This is a genomic window from Lysinibacillus sp. FSL K6-4013, assembly GCF_038630435.1.
Lineage (GTDB): Bacteria > Bacillota > Bacilli > Bacillales_A > Planococcaceae > Lysinibacillus > Lysinibacillus boronitolerans.
Genome location: NZ_CP152031.1, coordinates 4,594,487 through 4,609,327 on the forward strand (window position 1 = coordinate 4,594,487; position 14,841 = coordinate 4,609,327).

Annotated in this window: 15 protein-coding genes; 3 read left to right on the forward strand and 12 right to left on the reverse strand. The window is 37.8% G+C overall.

Annotated features, from left to right (window positions below; genetic code table 11):
• Positions 1-69: 69 nt before the first annotated feature.
• Positions 70-1,380, forward strand: a complete 1,311-nt coding sequence (locus MHB39_RS22875) for a globin-coupled sensor protein (protein WP_036077783.1) — start codon at positions 70-72, stop codon at positions 1,378-1,380.
• A gap of 33 nt (positions 1,381-1,413) precedes the next feature.
• Here MHB39_RS22875 and MHB39_RS22880 read toward each other — a convergent pair whose 3' ends face one another.
• The 5 genes from MHB39_RS22880 to adh form a co-directional block, all read right to left on the reverse strand.
• Positions 1,414-1,893: an acyl-CoA thioesterase gene (locus tag MHB39_RS22880; RefSeq protein WP_016992152.1), complete on the reverse strand. Its 480-nt coding sequence runs from the start codon at positions 1,891-1,893 to the stop codon at positions 1,414-1,416.
• 69 nt (positions 1,894-1,962) lie between these two features.
• Positions 1,963-3,390 (reverse strand): aldehyde dehydrogenase family protein, encoded by a 1,428-nt coding sequence (locus MHB39_RS22885; RefSeq protein WP_342545460.1) that lies wholly within the window; start codon positions 3,388-3,390, stop codon positions 1,963-1,965.
• 43 nt (positions 3,391-3,433) lie between these two features.
• Complete coding sequence (locus tag MHB39_RS22890) at positions 3,434-4,402, reverse strand: DUF4003 family protein (RefSeq protein ID WP_342545461.1); 969 nt, start codon at positions 4,400-4,402, stop codon at positions 3,434-3,436.
• 437 nt (positions 4,403-4,839) lie between these two features.
• On the reverse strand, positions 4,840-5,199 hold the full coding sequence (locus MHB39_RS22895) for a DUF779 domain-containing protein (RefSeq protein WP_048395522.1): 360 nt from the start codon (positions 5,197-5,199) through the stop codon (positions 4,840-4,842).
• Positions 5,200-5,220: 21 nt separating this feature from the next.
• The gene (gene adh / locus MHB39_RS22900; protein ID WP_257962050.1) at positions 5,221-6,741 is read right to left on the reverse strand and encodes an aldehyde dehydrogenase; all 1,521 of its coding nucleotides are present in this window, start codon (positions 6,739-6,741) and stop codon (positions 5,221-5,223) included.
• 241 nt (positions 6,742-6,982) lie between these two features.
• On the opposite strand from adh, the gene rluF reads away from it, so the two are divergent.
• Positions 6,983-7,684, forward strand: a complete 702-nt coding sequence (gene rluF / locus MHB39_RS22905) for a 23S rRNA pseudouridine(2604) synthase RluF (RefSeq protein ID WP_312124196.1) — start codon at positions 6,983-6,985, stop codon at positions 7,682-7,684.
• Positions 7,685-7,711: 27 nt separating this feature from the next.
• Entirely contained in the window at positions 7,712-8,431 is a 720-nt protein-coding gene (locus MHB39_RS22910; RefSeq protein WP_258859985.1) for a hypothetical protein, read from the forward strand.
• A gap of 42 nt (positions 8,432-8,473) precedes the next feature.
• Here the strand turns inward: MHB39_RS22910 and MHB39_RS22915 are convergent, their stop codons facing one another.
• From MHB39_RS22915 to MHB39_RS22945, 7 genes are all read right to left on the reverse strand, one after another.
• Entirely contained in the window at positions 8,474-8,971 is a 498-nt protein-coding gene (locus tag MHB39_RS22915) for a cupin domain-containing protein (protein WP_036077792.1), read from the reverse strand.
• Positions 8,972-9,084: 113 nt separating this feature from the next.
• Positions 9,085-9,792 carry an ABC transporter ATP-binding protein gene (locus MHB39_RS22920; protein ID WP_004233555.1) on the reverse strand — a complete coding sequence of 236 codons (708 nt, stop codon included), beginning with the start codon at positions 9,790-9,792 and terminating at the stop codon, positions 9,085-9,087.
• Complete coding sequence (locus MHB39_RS22925) at positions 9,792-10,571, reverse strand: ABC transporter ATP-binding protein (protein ID WP_048395513.1); 780 nt, start codon at positions 10,569-10,571, stop codon at positions 9,792-9,794. The genes MHB39_RS22920 and MHB39_RS22925 overlap by 1 nt, the downstream gene beginning before the upstream one ends.
• A complete protein-coding gene (locus MHB39_RS22930; protein ID WP_016992163.1) occupies positions 10,571-11,506 on the reverse strand; it encodes a branched-chain amino acid ABC transporter permease in 936 nt (311 codons plus the stop codon). The genes MHB39_RS22925 and MHB39_RS22930 overlap by 1 nt, the downstream gene beginning before the upstream one ends.
• 12 nt (positions 11,507-11,518) lie before the next feature.
• The gene (locus MHB39_RS22935; RefSeq protein WP_016992164.1) at positions 11,519-12,394 is read right to left on the reverse strand and encodes a branched-chain amino acid ABC transporter permease; all 876 of its coding nucleotides are present in this window, start codon (positions 12,392-12,394) and stop codon (positions 11,519-11,521) included.
• Between the two features lie 146 nt (positions 12,395-12,540).
• Complete coding sequence (locus tag MHB39_RS22940) at positions 12,541-13,761, reverse strand: ABC transporter substrate-binding protein (protein ID WP_004233542.1); 1,221 nt, start codon at positions 13,759-13,761, stop codon at positions 12,541-12,543.
• A 398-nt stretch (positions 13,762-14,159) separates the two neighbouring features.
• Positions 14,160-14,762 carry a class I SAM-dependent methyltransferase gene (locus MHB39_RS22945; RefSeq protein WP_342545463.1) on the reverse strand — a complete coding sequence of 201 codons (603 nt, stop codon included), beginning with the start codon at positions 14,760-14,762 and terminating at the stop codon, positions 14,160-14,162.
• Positions 14,763-14,841 lie beyond the last annotated feature (79 nt).

Consider the following 14,841-nt stretch of genomic DNA (forward strand, 5'->3'; position numbering starts at 1 on the left):
CCTAACAAATTTCAAAAGTGCTTATTTACTTACAATTTATAATGGATATTAAGAATGGAGCAAATAATAATGAGTTGGTTTTCAAAAAATAGTAGTTCTAGCTACTCAATTACATTAACACCAGAAAATTTTAAGAGCAGTGTACAACTAGATGTATTGAACCACCCCAATCTTCAAAAACAATTACAACTTTTAAATTTAACACTTGAGGATTTAGCTATTATTAAGCAACTACAGCCCTTAGCTAAAGACTTAATTCCTGAAATGGTGGAGAAATTTTATGCAGCCATTAGTTTGAGCCAAGATTTACTTGATATTATTAATAGAACATCACATATTGATCGTTTGAAAATCACGTTACATAAACATTTAAGCGACATTTTTGAAAGTCATATTAATGATGCCTACATTGCTGAACGAAAAGCCATTGCTGAGGCTCACGTTCGAATTGGCTTGCAGTCAAAGTGGTATATTGCCTCATTCCAATCACTCACTACTACTTTTGCAAACTTTGTGAACGAAGTGGATATTTCTAAAACAGATGCTATTCGTGCTATAAACGCTTTTTGTAAAATCATTAATTTTGAGCAACAGCTTGTGATTGAGGCCTATGAAAAAGAGGAAGAGCGTATTCGCTCAGTAGCAGATGCAACAAAAAATTCCCTTGTCACGACAATCCAAAGTACTGCTGAGGAGCTTAATGCCATTAGTGAAGAAACAGCCGCTTCATTATTAGTGATCTCCTCACAAACAGATGATATTGCTGTAGCGACTAAGCAAGGATTGAGCTTCGTAGCAGATACACAAGAAAAATCAAGACGTGGTCAACAGCAGTTGAAAGAACAAAATGATTTAATCCAAGTTATTTTGCAAAGTGTCAATGGTCTTGAGGTAACGATGAACCAACTACGTACCTCTTCTCAAAAAATTTCTGAAATCGTTGGGCTAGTTACAGGCATTGCAGATCAAACCAATTTATTAGCATTAAATGCTTCTATTGAGGCAGCACGAGCAGGAGAACATGGGAAAGGTTTTGCGGTGGTTGCTGAGGAAGTTCGTAAACTTGCTGAGGAAACAAAAAACGCCGTCCAAAATGTTTCTCATCTTATTAAGGAAACGGAAAGTAATATTACGACTATGGCTAATTCAGTTATCAATGTTGATCAAAAAATTCAGCATAGCGTCAATACACAAGAAAGCTTATCCAAGTCATTTAATGATATTGCTGATGCAGTTTCTGGTATTCAACAGCAATATGTAAATACATCAAGAGATATTTCAGCCATTTCCAATTTAATTACTGAATTATCGCAGGGCGCTACGCTAGTATCTTCGTCTTCCGACTCGCTCATTAATGTTGTTAATGAGTTAAATATGTAAAAAAAGGGAACTCGTTTAGAGTTCCCTTTTTCCTTAATGCGGCAATGCACGTTTTTGTTTACGGTGCTCTCGTCTTGCTGGCCCAGTTTCAAATAAACGCTTTTCTTCATCTGTTTCAGGGTAAATCGCAGGAACTGGTACTGGTTTCCCTTCCTCATTTACTGCAACCATCGTGACAAATGATTCTGTCGTTAATTTTTCCTCGCCAGTCTCAATATTGCGCGAAACAACGCGAACATAAACCTCCATTGAAGAACGTCCTGTAGACGAAACAATACTCTCGATTTCAAGAATATCTCCTACATGTGCAGCGGATAAAAAATCAACCGAGTCAATAGAAGCTGTCACTACAAGGCCTTTTGCATGTTTCATTGCTGTAATAGCAGCGATTTCATCAATATAAGCTAACACTCTTCCACCGAAAATAGAATTGTGATTATTTGTGTCTGGGGGTAATACGAGACGCGATTGAACCGTACGTGATTGGCTCATTGGTACAGCGTTGTTTGGCATAATTCTTGCAACTTCCCTTCTCATGTTGTTCTTTCGTCATCGTATCGCAGAAAAAGAGCTGATGCAAATTTAGAACGATTTTTTCATCGAAATAAATTTCATGTCAGTCATTTCCTCTAGAGCCCACTTAATTCCTTCACGTCCGTAACCACTCATCTTTACTCCACCATATGGCATGTTATCTACTCGGAATGTCGGAATGTCATTAATAATGACAGCACCAGCCTGTAATTCATCTGCTGCATATAAAGCATCTGACAGTATATTCGTGTAAATACCTGCATTTAGACCAAGGTCCGACTCGTTTACAAGTCGAATTGCGTCGTCTAATGTTTCATATGAAACAATTGAGACGATTGGTGCGAATGTTTCCTGACAGACAATTTTCATATCAGCTGTCACATTCGTCATAACTGTTGGTGTTAAAGTACGTTCAGTAAATACGCCTCCAGTTGCAATTTTAGCCCCCTGTTCCTGTGCCTCCTCAATCCATTCCCTGATGCGTTCCACTTCATTTGGATTAATCATGGCACTGACATCTGTAGTTTTATCTAATGGATCTCCTACTTTAAGCTTTTCTGTTTCTGCAACAAAGGCTTTAGTAAATTCATCAATAATGGAAGAATGCACATAAATACGTTGTAATGAAATGCATACTTGTCCAGCAAAGTTAAAAGCCCCGCTTACACAACGATTGATAATTTTATTTATTGGCGTAGAGGGTTCGACAATTACCGCTGCATTAGAACCTAGCTCTAAAGTAACTTTACGTAAACCTATTTTTTCTTTAATTTTCAAACCAACTTTACCACTACCTGTAAACGTTACTTTTTTGACGTATGGATGTGTGACAAGTGTATCACTAAGCTCGCCTCCACTGCCTGTCACAATTTGCAATGCCCCATCTGGTAATCCTGCCTCACGGAAAATTTCAGCCATAACGATAGCACTTAGTGGCGTTTGTGTTGCTGGCTTTAATACAACTGTATTGCCTACTGCAAATGCTGGACCTAACTTGTGAGCCACTAAATTGAATGGAAAATTAAATGGCGTAATGGCTGATACCACACCTAAAGGTTCTCTTTTTGTCCAGCCTATTCGATCCCCTGCTCCAGGGGCTGCATCCATTGGCACAGTCTCACCTTTTGACTGTTTAGCTCCCTCTGCTGCAAATTGATAGGTGGCGATTGTACGGTCAATTTCAGCTAAACCTGCAACTATAGGTTTTCCAGCCTCTAAGGCTAAAATCTCTGCAAGTTCTTCTTTTCGTTGGCGCATCTTATCAACAACTTTATATAATATTTCGGCACGTTCGTAGGCTGTTGTCTTTTTAAACGATTGGAATGCCTGCTGTGCACCTTCGATAGCTTTCTCTACATCTTGAATAGATGCTTTAGCTACATGAGCAATAACCTCACCGTTATATGGAGAAGCTAGCTCATAGCTTTCCTCTGCATCATGCCACTGGCCATTAATCCACAGTTTTGTTTCCTTCATCCTTCAAATGCACCTCCAAATAATCATGTTCTTCTTTATTCTATCACGAAGAACTTGAACTAGACGCAATGGTAGCTGCACTAACCGCTGCAATCATTGCTGCTTGCTGCGCTTGAATTAATAGCTCAATAGAAGACATAATGGTCATGGACAAAGACTTTTGTACCTTTGCCATATCATAAATAGCAAATTGTACAGCCATAAAGAGCACAAATTCACGATGCCACTTTAATAACTTCATGTCTTTTAATTCATGGTATAAATCAATCAACCCTTGAAGTTGTGCTTTATCCAGATTAAGTATGGCTAAAAAGCCAAGTAAAGGATAATGCATAGCCTTGACTTTAACGTTTTGCTTTTTGAGCCCATCACGAAGGGTTACAACATCGGGTACTAGCTGACCATCAAATTTGGGTGATAAAAATGTTAATACCTGTGAAAGCCATTGGAGTTCATTGCCAGCATTAAAATTAGATGTTCTTAGTTCTTTATAGTATTGATTCATGGTATCCGCGCGCAATTCAACATCATCAGATGGACTGCTTAATAATATGGCATAAGGAATGTCCTCATATGAGGTTAAAAATGGATGATGTTTACGAATAGCATCAAATAAGGCTCTTGCCGCCTGTGCATGCGTCTTTTTATCCTGTTCATCTTCCGTCAAGAATTGTGCTCCAATATAGCTAAAATTGCCGCTTCTGAATTTCGCTTCCTTTAAGATGCTCACATTTGTAAGTAAATTCTTCACTGCCTTTTCTGCATCATCTTGCTCCATGAGGTTGGCAGCAATACTATATCCAACGGTTGTCCGTAAAGGAGACAGCCATGAAGATTGCTTCTTCATCTCTAGTAAAACATTTTTATACTTCGTTGCATCAAAAGTTTTTCCTGAGGCTACAAATGTACTAGCAATAGCTAATACAATTTTACGGTCCACCGTCCAGCCTGCAGCCTTTGATACCTCCTCTACTGTATTGGCAAATTCATTTTCAATCATCACATAATCCATATTTATCACACTCCTTTACCCGTTTTACGTAACATAATGTGAGAAAGATTCACCCTCTTTGTAACAATTAACATAAAAAGTAAACATAATTTAATGTATGTTACTTACTTTATTTGATTTAATAGAAAATATTAACAACCTATGAAGGAGGTATGGCCGATGTTAGCAAAAACCACAAAGAAACTATTATTTACCATGACCTTAAAGGATCGATTAAATCTATTCCTTTTCCTAAAAAATTCATCCAATAATATCGCTTTACATACTCTTTTCCATAAAAATTAATATCAAAACACTTGAACACCCAAAATCAATATTCATCATTCCTATAAGAAAAGAGTCATGTGTCCTAAAGCCTCCCTTTCCATACAATAACTTTTCTACTTCCAGATAAAAAAACAGCGGCAGAAAAACTTTGCCGCTGTACAGATAACTTGTTAAATTAACCCTAGCTCTTGCAGTTCTTCAGAGTTGAAGGCTCTTGACCTTGTTAGGAAACGTTTTCCTTCTACGCCCTCGAGTGAAAACATGCCGCCTCTGCCGTCCACCACATCCAATATGATTTGTGTATGCTTCCAGTAATCATATTGATTTTTGTGCATATAGAAAGGGGCACCACCCACTACACCAAGGCACACATCCTGATCTCCTATTAGCAAATCCCCTTCTGGATAACACATTGGTGAGGAGCCATCACAGCATCCGCCTGATTGATGAAACATAACGGGCCCATGTTTCTCTTTTAATAGATCGATTAGTGCTAGCGCTTCTTCCGTAGCTAATACACGTTCAACCACGCTCATGCACCTCCCTACGAATTAGAAGAAACCAAGTTTGTTTTCGCTATAGCTAACTAATAAGTTTTTCGTTTGTTGGTAATGCGCTAACATCATTTTATGATTTTCACGACCAACACCCGACATTTTGTAGCCACCGAATGCAGCATGTGCAGGATATGCGTGGTAACAGTTTGTCCAAACACGACCAGCTTGAATTTCACGACCGAAGCGATATGCCGTATTTATATCTCTCGTCCAAACACCTGATCCTAAACCATATAATGTATCATTCGCAATTTCCAATGCTTCCTCTTTCGTTTTAAATGTCGTGACAGCAACTACTGGTCCAAAAATTTCTTCTTGGAATATACGCATTTTATTATGTCCTTTGAAAACAGTTGGTTTAATGTAGTAGCCATTTTCGAAGCCTTCACCTACATTATTTTTGTCTCCTCCAATTAGACATTCTGCACCTTCTTGCTTACCAATATCTAAATAAGAAAGAATTTTTTCCATTTGTTCACTAGATGCCTGTGCACCCATCATTGTGTTTGGATCAAGTGGGTTGCCAACTTTAATGGCTTCTACTCGCTGTAATACGCGCTCCATAAATTTATCGTAAATAGATTCCTGAATCAGTGCACGTGAAGGACAAGTACATACTTCCCCTTGATTTAGAGCGAATAGCACAAAGCCTTCAACAGCTTTATCTAAAAAGGCATCATCTTTATCCATAATATCTTCAAAGAAAATGTTTGGCGACTTACCACCCAGTTCTAATGTTACTGGAATAAGATTTTGAGAAGCGTATTGCATAATTAAACGCCCTGTTGTTGTCTCACCTGTAAAGGCAATCTTACCAATGCGTGGATTTGATGCAAGCGGTTTCCCTGCTTCTAAGCCGAATCCATTCACAACATTAATGACACCTGGTGGTAGTAAATCTTCTATTAATTCTAAAAGCACCATAATAGATGCTGGTGTTTGTTCTGCAGGTTTTAATACGACACAGTTTCCAGCTGCAAGTGCTGGCGCAAGCTTCCATACAGCCATTAATAACGGGAAGTTCCAAGGTATAATTTGGCCAACTACGCCAATTGGCTCGTGGAAATGATAAGCAACTGTATCGTTATCTATTTGGCTTACTGAGCCCTCTTGAGCACGTAATACCCCAGCAAAATAACGAAAATGATCAATTGCAAGAGGGATGTCTGCATTTAATGTTTCGCGTACCGCTTTACCGTTATCCCATGTTTCAGCAACGGCTAGCTTTTCTAAATTTTGCTCGATACGGTCCGCAATTTTAAGTAAAATGTTTGCACGTTCTGTTGGTGATGTTTTACCCCATGCTTCCTTAGCAGCATGTGCCGCATCTAATGCATGTTCAATATCCTCAGCTGTGGAACGTGCTATTTGTGTAAAAACTTGTCCAGTAACAGGAGTAACGTTATCAAAGTATTGACCCTTCACTGGGGGTGTCCATTCGCCACCGATATAATTATCATATTTCTCTTTGAATTGAACTACCGATCCTTCAGTGTTTGGAAATGCATAAACCATTTTACTTCTCCCCTTTACACAATTTAATGAGAACTATCTACAAAAAACGTTATTTTATATCGGAATAACAATATTTTCATAGAAACCCTCTCACCTAATATATTGTCAGAAACATAAAATAATTTCAACTTTTTAAAAAATTTTTCCAACTAATTTATTTTTGCTAGAAAAGCTTCTAGCATTCACTGTATGTGTGACGTTAAGGTATACTTAAAAATAATATAAAATATAGGAGAACAATATGCGTATTAATAAATATTTAAGTGAAACTGGCATCATATCTCGTCGTGGGGCTGATAAATGGATAGCAGAAGGGAAGGTAACGATTAACGGGGAGCTGGCTACAGTTGGTAGTCAGGTTGAAACAGGAGACATTGTTTGCGTGGATGGAAAAGAGGTAAAGAAAGAACAACAGCTTGTTTACATTGCTCTGAATAAACCTGTTGGGATTACAAGTACAACAGAACGTCATATAAAAGGCAATGTCGTTGATTTTGTCAATCATCCTTTGCGTATTTTTCATATCGGGCGTCTTGATAAGGAATCAGAGGGGCTATTGTTGTTAACGAATGATGGTGATATCGTCAATAAAATTCTACGTGCTGAAAATCATCATGAAAAAGAATACATTGTTCAAGTTGATAAGCCTATAACTGCGCAATTCATCCAAAAAATGGGGGCTGGGGTCGATATTTTAGATACAACAACTTTACCATGTCGTGTGGAAAAGATTTCAGATAAAGTATTTAAAATCATTTTAGAGCAAGGCTTAAACCGCCAAATTCGTCGAATGTGTACTGCACTAGGATATTCCGTTAAGCGTCTTCAACGTATTCGAATTATGAATATTAAGCTTGGTAATTTAAAGGTAGGGCAATGGCGTGATTTAACAGAGAAGGAACGAACAGAACTATTCAAACTACTCAATTACACACCAAAATAAACACATTTAAGGGGAGGGGCGAGGACTATGATATCCATTCAAAGCACAGAACAACTAACAGGGGTAAGAATTAGCGCGGATTATTGGGATTTAGATGAACTAATTAATGCTATTTATAAAGTAACTGGTGACGAAAATAAATACTATGATTATCAGGGTCCTCGACTACGTATTTTAAGCGTTTGCTATAAACTAAGACATGCTATGCTCGGTGAACATCACCTAGAGTTTGTTAGTAATGGACTTAATAAGAGTGTTCTAACACAACATGAGCTCATCTTTCCAAGTAAGAATGTCTATTTTTCAACAGAAATTCTTTGGCCAGAAATTATCTTTAGTGCCATCGCATTAAATGATTTTATTGACCTGCACCAAAAGTTAAACAATGCTTCTATGTGGAATCATGAAATAGCTATTATACGCAAATTTCAAGCGGCTATTGCTGAATGTCTAGAGCAAGAGGTAAGTGAAGAAGATTATGCTGTGTTTTTAAGAATGTTACATGCTAAAAATCCCTTAACTTTCCGTTTTGCAACCCAGTACGTGGATGTTCTAAATCTAGAATATATCGAATTAAGTAAAGAGGAACGTCAGGCTCATTTAGCGGCATTTGCTGTGAGATTAATGGTAGAGGACCATGAATATGTAGCTTTAAAATCCCACCTGATGGAAGCAGCTATAGCAACAAAACAAGCATTACATGATATTCAAATTCAACTAAATTATCCTGAAGAAATATTCTGGTGAACAAACCATGCCGTCTCAACATAATTGAGACGGCTGTTTTTTCTATTCTATTGTTTTGTAGGCCATTTTACGAATAACTTCCTCGTGCTGAGGATAATCTGCTAAAAGCTCTTCCTGTGTGAACAATTCAAAATCCTCAAAGTCAAAGCCTGGCGCCACCATACATCCTACTAAACTAAACGAATCAGATTCCTCCACCGACGAGCCGAAAATTGTATGCTTTGGTACTGCGATTTGAGGGACCTCCCCTGCTTCTACATTCAAGCCAAGCTTCTTCGCTTCATATGTCCCATCTGGGAAAATCATATGCACTGTTAGTGGGCTTCCTGCGTGATAATACCATAGCTCGTCCGATTGTAAACGATGTAAATGTGAAATATCCTGTGAGCGCAGGAGGAAATATATACTAGTATAAATCGGTCTCTGTACATCTCTCACTGCTATATCGTCCGATGCACGAAACGATGAAATGTAATAGCCCCCTTCAGGATGTTCGGCTAACTTTAAATGTTCAATAAAATATTGTGCTGAATACTTCAAAAAGCATCACTCCTTTTTTCAACCTTACCAAAAAGTAAAGTGGAAATGCTACCTCTGATTCTTTCAACATACAAGCCAAAAAGGACATCTCAACATGAGATGTCCTACCATTTTTATAATCCGCCTAAATAAGCTGCCTTTACTTGCTCGCTCTCTTGTAGCTCTTTTGCTGAACCAGATAAAACAATACGCCCTGTTTCAAGTACATATGCACGGTTAGCGACAGATAATGCCATATTAGCATTTTGCTCTACAAGTAAGACGGTTGTTCCTTCTTTATTAACCTGCTCAATAATATTAAAGATATTTTTTACCATCAACGGTGCAAGACCCATTGAAGGTTCATCCATTAATAATAGTTTTGGTTTTGCCATTAAGGCGCGTCCCATCGCCAGCATCTGCTGTTCCCCACCAGACAATGTACCTGACTGCTGTTTTCGGCGCTCTAATAATCGTGGAAATAACTCGAAAACATGATCCATATCTTTTTTAATACCTGCTTTGTCATTTCGCAGATATGCACCAAGCTCTAAGTTTTCCTCAACTGACATATTGGCAAAAACACGGCGTCCTTCTGGAACGTGAGAAATCCCTGATTTAACAATAGTCTGTGCCGCTTTCCCAGCTATCGAAAAGCCTTCATATTCAATAATGCCACCTTTTGGCTTCAATAAACCTGATAATGTCTTTAAGAGCGTGCTCTTTCCAGCACCGTTTGCACCGATTAACGTTACAATCTCACCCTCGTTTACTTCTAAAGAGAGGCCCTTTAATGCTTGGATGTTGCCATAATAAACATCGATATTTTGTACTTTTAGCATTAGCCGATAACCTCCTCACCAAGGTACGCTTCTATTACCTTTGGATTGTTGCGAATTTCTTCTGGTGTCCCATCAGCGATTAATTGTCCATGATCAAGTACGTAAATACGTTCACAAATACCCATAACTAAGCTCATATCATGCTCAATCAGCAATATTGTTAAGCCGAACTCTTTACGAATAAATGCAATTAGCTCCATTAAATCGTGAGTTTCTTGTGGGTTCATCCCTGCTGCTGGTTCATCCAATAGAAGCAGTTTGGGATTTGCTGCTAACGCACGAGCAATCTCTAAACGACGTTGCATCCCGTATGGCAAATTCTTAGCTAGCTCATCTTTATAGACATCTAAGCCAAAGATTTTTAAGAACTCAATTGACTGTTGCTCCATTTCGGCCTCTCCTTTGAAATGCGTAGGTAAACGAAAAATAGAAGCCCACATAGAATGCTTTGCAAGTGAATGATTGGCTACCTTTACATTGTCAAGAACAGATAGCTCTTTAAATAATCGAATATTTTGGAACGTACGGCTGATCCCTTTCTGTGTAACCTGATAGGGTGCAAGTCCATTCAATTTCAGACCATTAAAAGTAATTGTACCTTCCGTAGGTGTATATACCCCTGTTAACATATTAAAGCTAGTTGTTTTCCCAGCTCCGTTTGGCCCAATAAGTCCTACCAACTCGCCTTGGTTAAGGTACATATTAACACCCTGTACTGCCTTTAAACCACCGAATTGAATACCCATATTTTCAACATTGATAAGAAGGTTTCCAGTCATTATTTCGTACCTCCCTTTTTACCAAACTTAAATAATTGTGTTATCTCTTTCGTTCCCATTAAGCCTGTTGGACGATAAAGCATCACGATAATTAATACTAAACTGTAAATAATCATACGCGTTTCTGGGAAGTTTGCTAGATAAGTAGACACGACTGTTAGGAAAATCGCAGCAATCACTGAACCAGAAAGACTTCCTAAACCACCAAGTACAACGTAAATTAAAATATCAAATGATTTTAAGAAACCGAATGTTGTCGGTTGAATAATGTAAAAGTTATGTGCAAAAATGGCTCCTGCTAGACCTGCGAAGAAAGACCCAATCGCAAATGCAACAACTTTATAGTAAGTTGTGTTAATACCCATCGCATCTGCTGCTATTTCATCTTCTCGAATGGAAATACACGCACGCCCATGACGAGAATTTGTAAAGTTTGAGATAACTAGAATTGTTAGCACTACGCCAAAGAATGCATATGTCCAGTTCGATAAATATTTAACCTGCATCCCTGCTGCGCCACCAACATAATCCGTATTTAAAAAGATAATACGAATGATCTCTGCAAATCCAAGTGTAGCAATTGCTAAGTAATCCCCTTTTAAACGAAGCGTTGGAATTCCTACGATTAAACCAGCAACTGCTGCTGCTACAGCCCCTAATAGGATGGCCAATGGGAATGGTAACATTAACTTTGTTGTAATAATAGCGGATACATATGCTCCCACTGCAAGGAATCCAGCATGTCCAATCGAGAATTGTCCAGTAACACCAATAACAATATGCAAGCTGACAGCCAGCATGATATTAATACACATTGTGATCAACATATTTTTATAGTACAAATCAATTACTTCTGTTGTAATCAACAATTGTACAACTGCATAGATGACTAGCGCTATTACGGCATAGCCCCAGAAAACTTTAGACTTTTTCATAAAACCGCTCACCTACACTTTCTCACGGGCGTTTTTACCAAAGATACCCGATGGTCTGAAGATTAAGATTAAAATTAAAATAACGAATGCCGCTGCATCACGCCATAACGAGAAGCCAAGGGCACTTACTAAGGACTCTACAACACCTAGTAACATACCACCAACCATAGCGCCAGGGATGATACCAATACCACCAAGAACAGCTGCGATAAATGCTTTAACCCCAGGAATAACCCCCATTAACGGGTCAATTTTTGTATAATAAACCCCAAAGATAACACCTGCTGCACCAGCTAAAGCTGAACCAATCGCAAACGTTGCAGAGATTGTATTGTCAACGTTAATACCCATTAAGCGAGCTGCATCTGCATCGTGGGAAACGGCACGCATCGCTTTACCGATTTTTGTTTTATGTACGATGAATTGTAAAAGAATCATCAGTACAACTGCGACTGATAAAATTAAGATGGAAGTACTGCTGATTTGAACGCCAAAAATATCTAATGATTTATTTTTGAAAACTTCAGGATATGCTGCTGGTTGTGCACCTCTGAAGAAAATCGTTGTATATTCAATTAATAGCGATACACCAATCGCTGTAATTAAAGCTGCGATACGTGTCGCATTTCGTAAACGTTTATAGGCAATACGTTCAATTAATACACCAAAAATTGCACAAACTAACATCGCCAATAATAATGCTGGGAAGAAGCCAAGCTCCCATTTAGCAATAGCGTAAAAGCCAATAAATGACCCAATCATGAAGACATCACCATGAGCAAAGTTAATCAGCTTGATAATACCGTATACCATCGTATACCCTAACGCTATTAACGCGTAGATACTTCCAAGTGAAATACCATTCACAAGTTGCTGTATCCATTCCATGCGCATTCACTCCTTTAAATTTTCTGAAAATTGAAAAATAAATACATAGATCTATACTAAAAGTTATGTTTTGCTCTATGATTCTAGTTATCTAGCACACAAAAAAGGAAGGCGTGTTTACCCGCCTCCCCCTTGCTTACAAAACATTAAGGATTAACTTTAGAGTTGAACACTTGTTTACCGTCTTTAAATTCAAGAACTGTTGCTGTTTTAATTGGGTTATGATTTTCGTCAACTGAGAAAGTACCTGTTACTAAAGAAAGATCTTTTGTTGCAGCTAATTCATTTTTAATTGCTTCCCCATCTGTAGAGCCTGCACGTTTAATCGCATCTGCAATGTAGTAAATTGTGTCATAACCAAGTGCGTTGAATGCGTCAGGCGCTTTGTCACCATTTGCAGCTTTAAATGCCTTTACAAAATCTTGAATTTTTTGATCTGGGTCTTCAGCAGAATAGTGGTTTGTGATGTATGTGTTATTCAATGCATCCGCGCCAGCTAGTTCGATTAAAGTTGGAGAGTCCCAACCGTCAGCCCCCATTAGAGGTACATCAATGCCCATTTCACGTGCTTGTTTAACAATCAAACCAACTTCTTCATAATATCCAGGGATAAAGATAAAGTCTGGATTTGCCGCTTTAATATTTGTTAATTGTGTACGGAAGTCTGTATCCTTCGCTACATAAGCTTCTTCTTTTACAACTTTTCCGCCACTCTTCGTAATCGTTTCTTTAAAGGATTTTGCTAAACCTTTTGCATAGTCTGATGCATTATCTGCGAAAATAGCTACATTTTTCGCATCTAGCTCACCTGAAGCAAAGTTAGCTGCTACAATTCCTTGGAATGGGTCAATAAAGCATGTACGGAAAGCATATTCATTAACACTGCCATCCTCGTTTACTGTGATATTCGGTGCTGTACCAGAACCAGTAACAATAGGAATTTTATTATCATTTGCAATTTGAACAGTTGCTACTGTATTACCTGAAGTTGCAGGTGCTAGCATTGCTACTACTTTATCCTGCGTTGCTAGTTTAATAGCAGCTGAAGTTGCTTCAGAGTTCTCTGATTTATTATCTACTTTAATCAATTCAATTTTCTTACCATCAATACCGCCAGCATCATTAATTTCTTTTACAGCCAGTTCTGCACCTAGCCCAATAGAGGAACCATAAGATGCTACATTCCCTGAAAGCTCTAAGTTGGCACCGATTTTAATTGTATCGCCATCAGATGAACCTCCGCCTGATGATGAGCCTCCGCCAGAACTTGAATCGTCTCCGTTACCGCAACCAGCAAGAACACCAGCAAGTAATGAAGATGCTACTAAAAGTGAACCGAACTTCTTAAGCTTTTTGCTCTCTCTCATAATTAAATTCCCCCTGGAAATTTCTCAAATATTAGATATTTCTGATAATTATAAACAATTAAATTCATTTACTCAATAGCCAAAATAATTATTTATAACTATCTAAAAACAAAACAAAAATATTATTCATATAAGCCTTTTTCATTGTAAAACATTCTTTATATTTAGTCTAGAGTGATTTTTCAGTATAATTAGTTATTTATGAATTATCTTTTAATTCAAACTATACACTAGTACAAAACTATCAGATGAAATTATTTTTTCACAATAAAGTCTAATTACTTTAAAGAACTCCCAACTATTAAAATTATTTCCCTGAAAATAATCATAAAACTACAAGTAACTACTTGTATCTGTACTTTAAATAGTAAAAAGCTTAGAGTGGGTTTCCCCATACTCTAAGCTTTTTTTAATTCAAAGACACAAAGGCGCTCATTAAGATTTGTTTCATTTTCTAAATGCACTTCATGAAGCAACTCAAATGGTGTTCCATGATGTAAAAATTGTAAATAATCGTAAGGCGGATAATATAAAATTATATGAATATCTCGCATACGGTGCTCATAGGATTTCCAAATATTGTGAATGACTGTGCGAAAAATATGGATGGAAAAAGGATTAAAAAAGAAAAACACATTATCACGTGACTTTATTTCATATGCCTCGGCTATTGTATGAATAAACTTAATAGGGGCATGCGCTCTCATTTTTTGAAGATAACTACGTTTGTTTTCTTCAGCCTCAGTATAAAATCCTGCATCCATCTCTATCCCAATGGTTGGTATATGGAACTTATGGTGCACATAAATAGGAACTCGCCCTTTCCCGCATCCCATATCAATAAATACTGGATTGTCAGGCATCTGATACGAAGCGAATAATTGCTCCAACCCGCTGTAGGGCGTTGGCTCGTAACGATGATAATGCGCAAGCTTAGGAAAACCATATTGCTCTCCCACTGTGCTTATATGCAAATGTTTATCAAATTGCTGTTCATTCATATGAAAAGACTCCTCAGAAAAAGAATGCTTTATTTTAACACGATAAAAAGCAAAAACCATACCCAAAGCTATTGGATAT

Coding starts and splice junctions, on each gene's coding strand:
- MHB39_RS22930 (WP_016992163.1), bottom strand. CDS start 11,506: ATGAAAAAGTCTAAAGTTTTCTGGGGCTATGCCGTAATAGCGCTAGTC.
- rluF (WP_312124196.1), top strand. CDS start 6,983: ATGCGTATTAATAAATATTTAAGTGAAACTGGCATCATATCTCGTCGT.
- MHB39_RS22910 (WP_258859985.1), top strand. CDS start 7,712: ATGATATCCATTCAAAGCACAGAACAACTAACAGGGGTAAGAATTAGC.
- adh (WP_257962050.1), bottom strand. CDS start 6,741: ATGGTTTATGCATTTCCAAACACTGAAGGATCGGTAGTTCAATTCAAA.
- MHB39_RS22935 (WP_016992164.1), bottom strand. CDS start 12,394: ATGGAATGGATACAGCAACTTGTGAATGGTATTTCACTTGGAAGTATC.
- MHB39_RS22880 (WP_016992152.1), bottom strand. CDS start 1,893: ATGCCAAACAACGCTGTACCAATGAGCCAATCACGTACGGTTCAATCG.
- MHB39_RS22885 (WP_342545460.1), bottom strand. CDS start 3,390: ATGAAGGAAACAAAACTGTGGATTAATGGCCAGTGGCATGATGCAGAG.
- MHB39_RS22940 (WP_004233542.1), bottom strand. CDS start 13,761: ATGAGAGAGAGCAAAAAGCTTAAGAAGTTCGGTTCACTTTTAGTAGCA.
- MHB39_RS22875 (WP_036077783.1), top strand. CDS start 70: ATGAGTTGGTTTTCAAAAAATAGTAGTTCTAGCTACTCAATTACATTA.
- MHB39_RS22890 (WP_342545461.1), bottom strand. CDS start 4,402: ATGGATTATGTGATGATTGAAAATGAATTTGCCAATACAGTAGAGGAG.
- MHB39_RS22945 (WP_342545463.1), bottom strand. CDS start 14,762: ATGAATGAACAGCAATTTGATAAACATTTGCATATAAGCACAGTGGGA.
- MHB39_RS22920 (WP_004233555.1), bottom strand. CDS start 9,792: ATGCTAAAAGTACAAAATATCGATGTTTATTATGGCAACATCCAAGCA.
- MHB39_RS22925 (WP_048395513.1), bottom strand. CDS start 10,571: ATGACTGGAAACCTTCTTATCAATGTTGAAAATATGGGTATTCAATTC.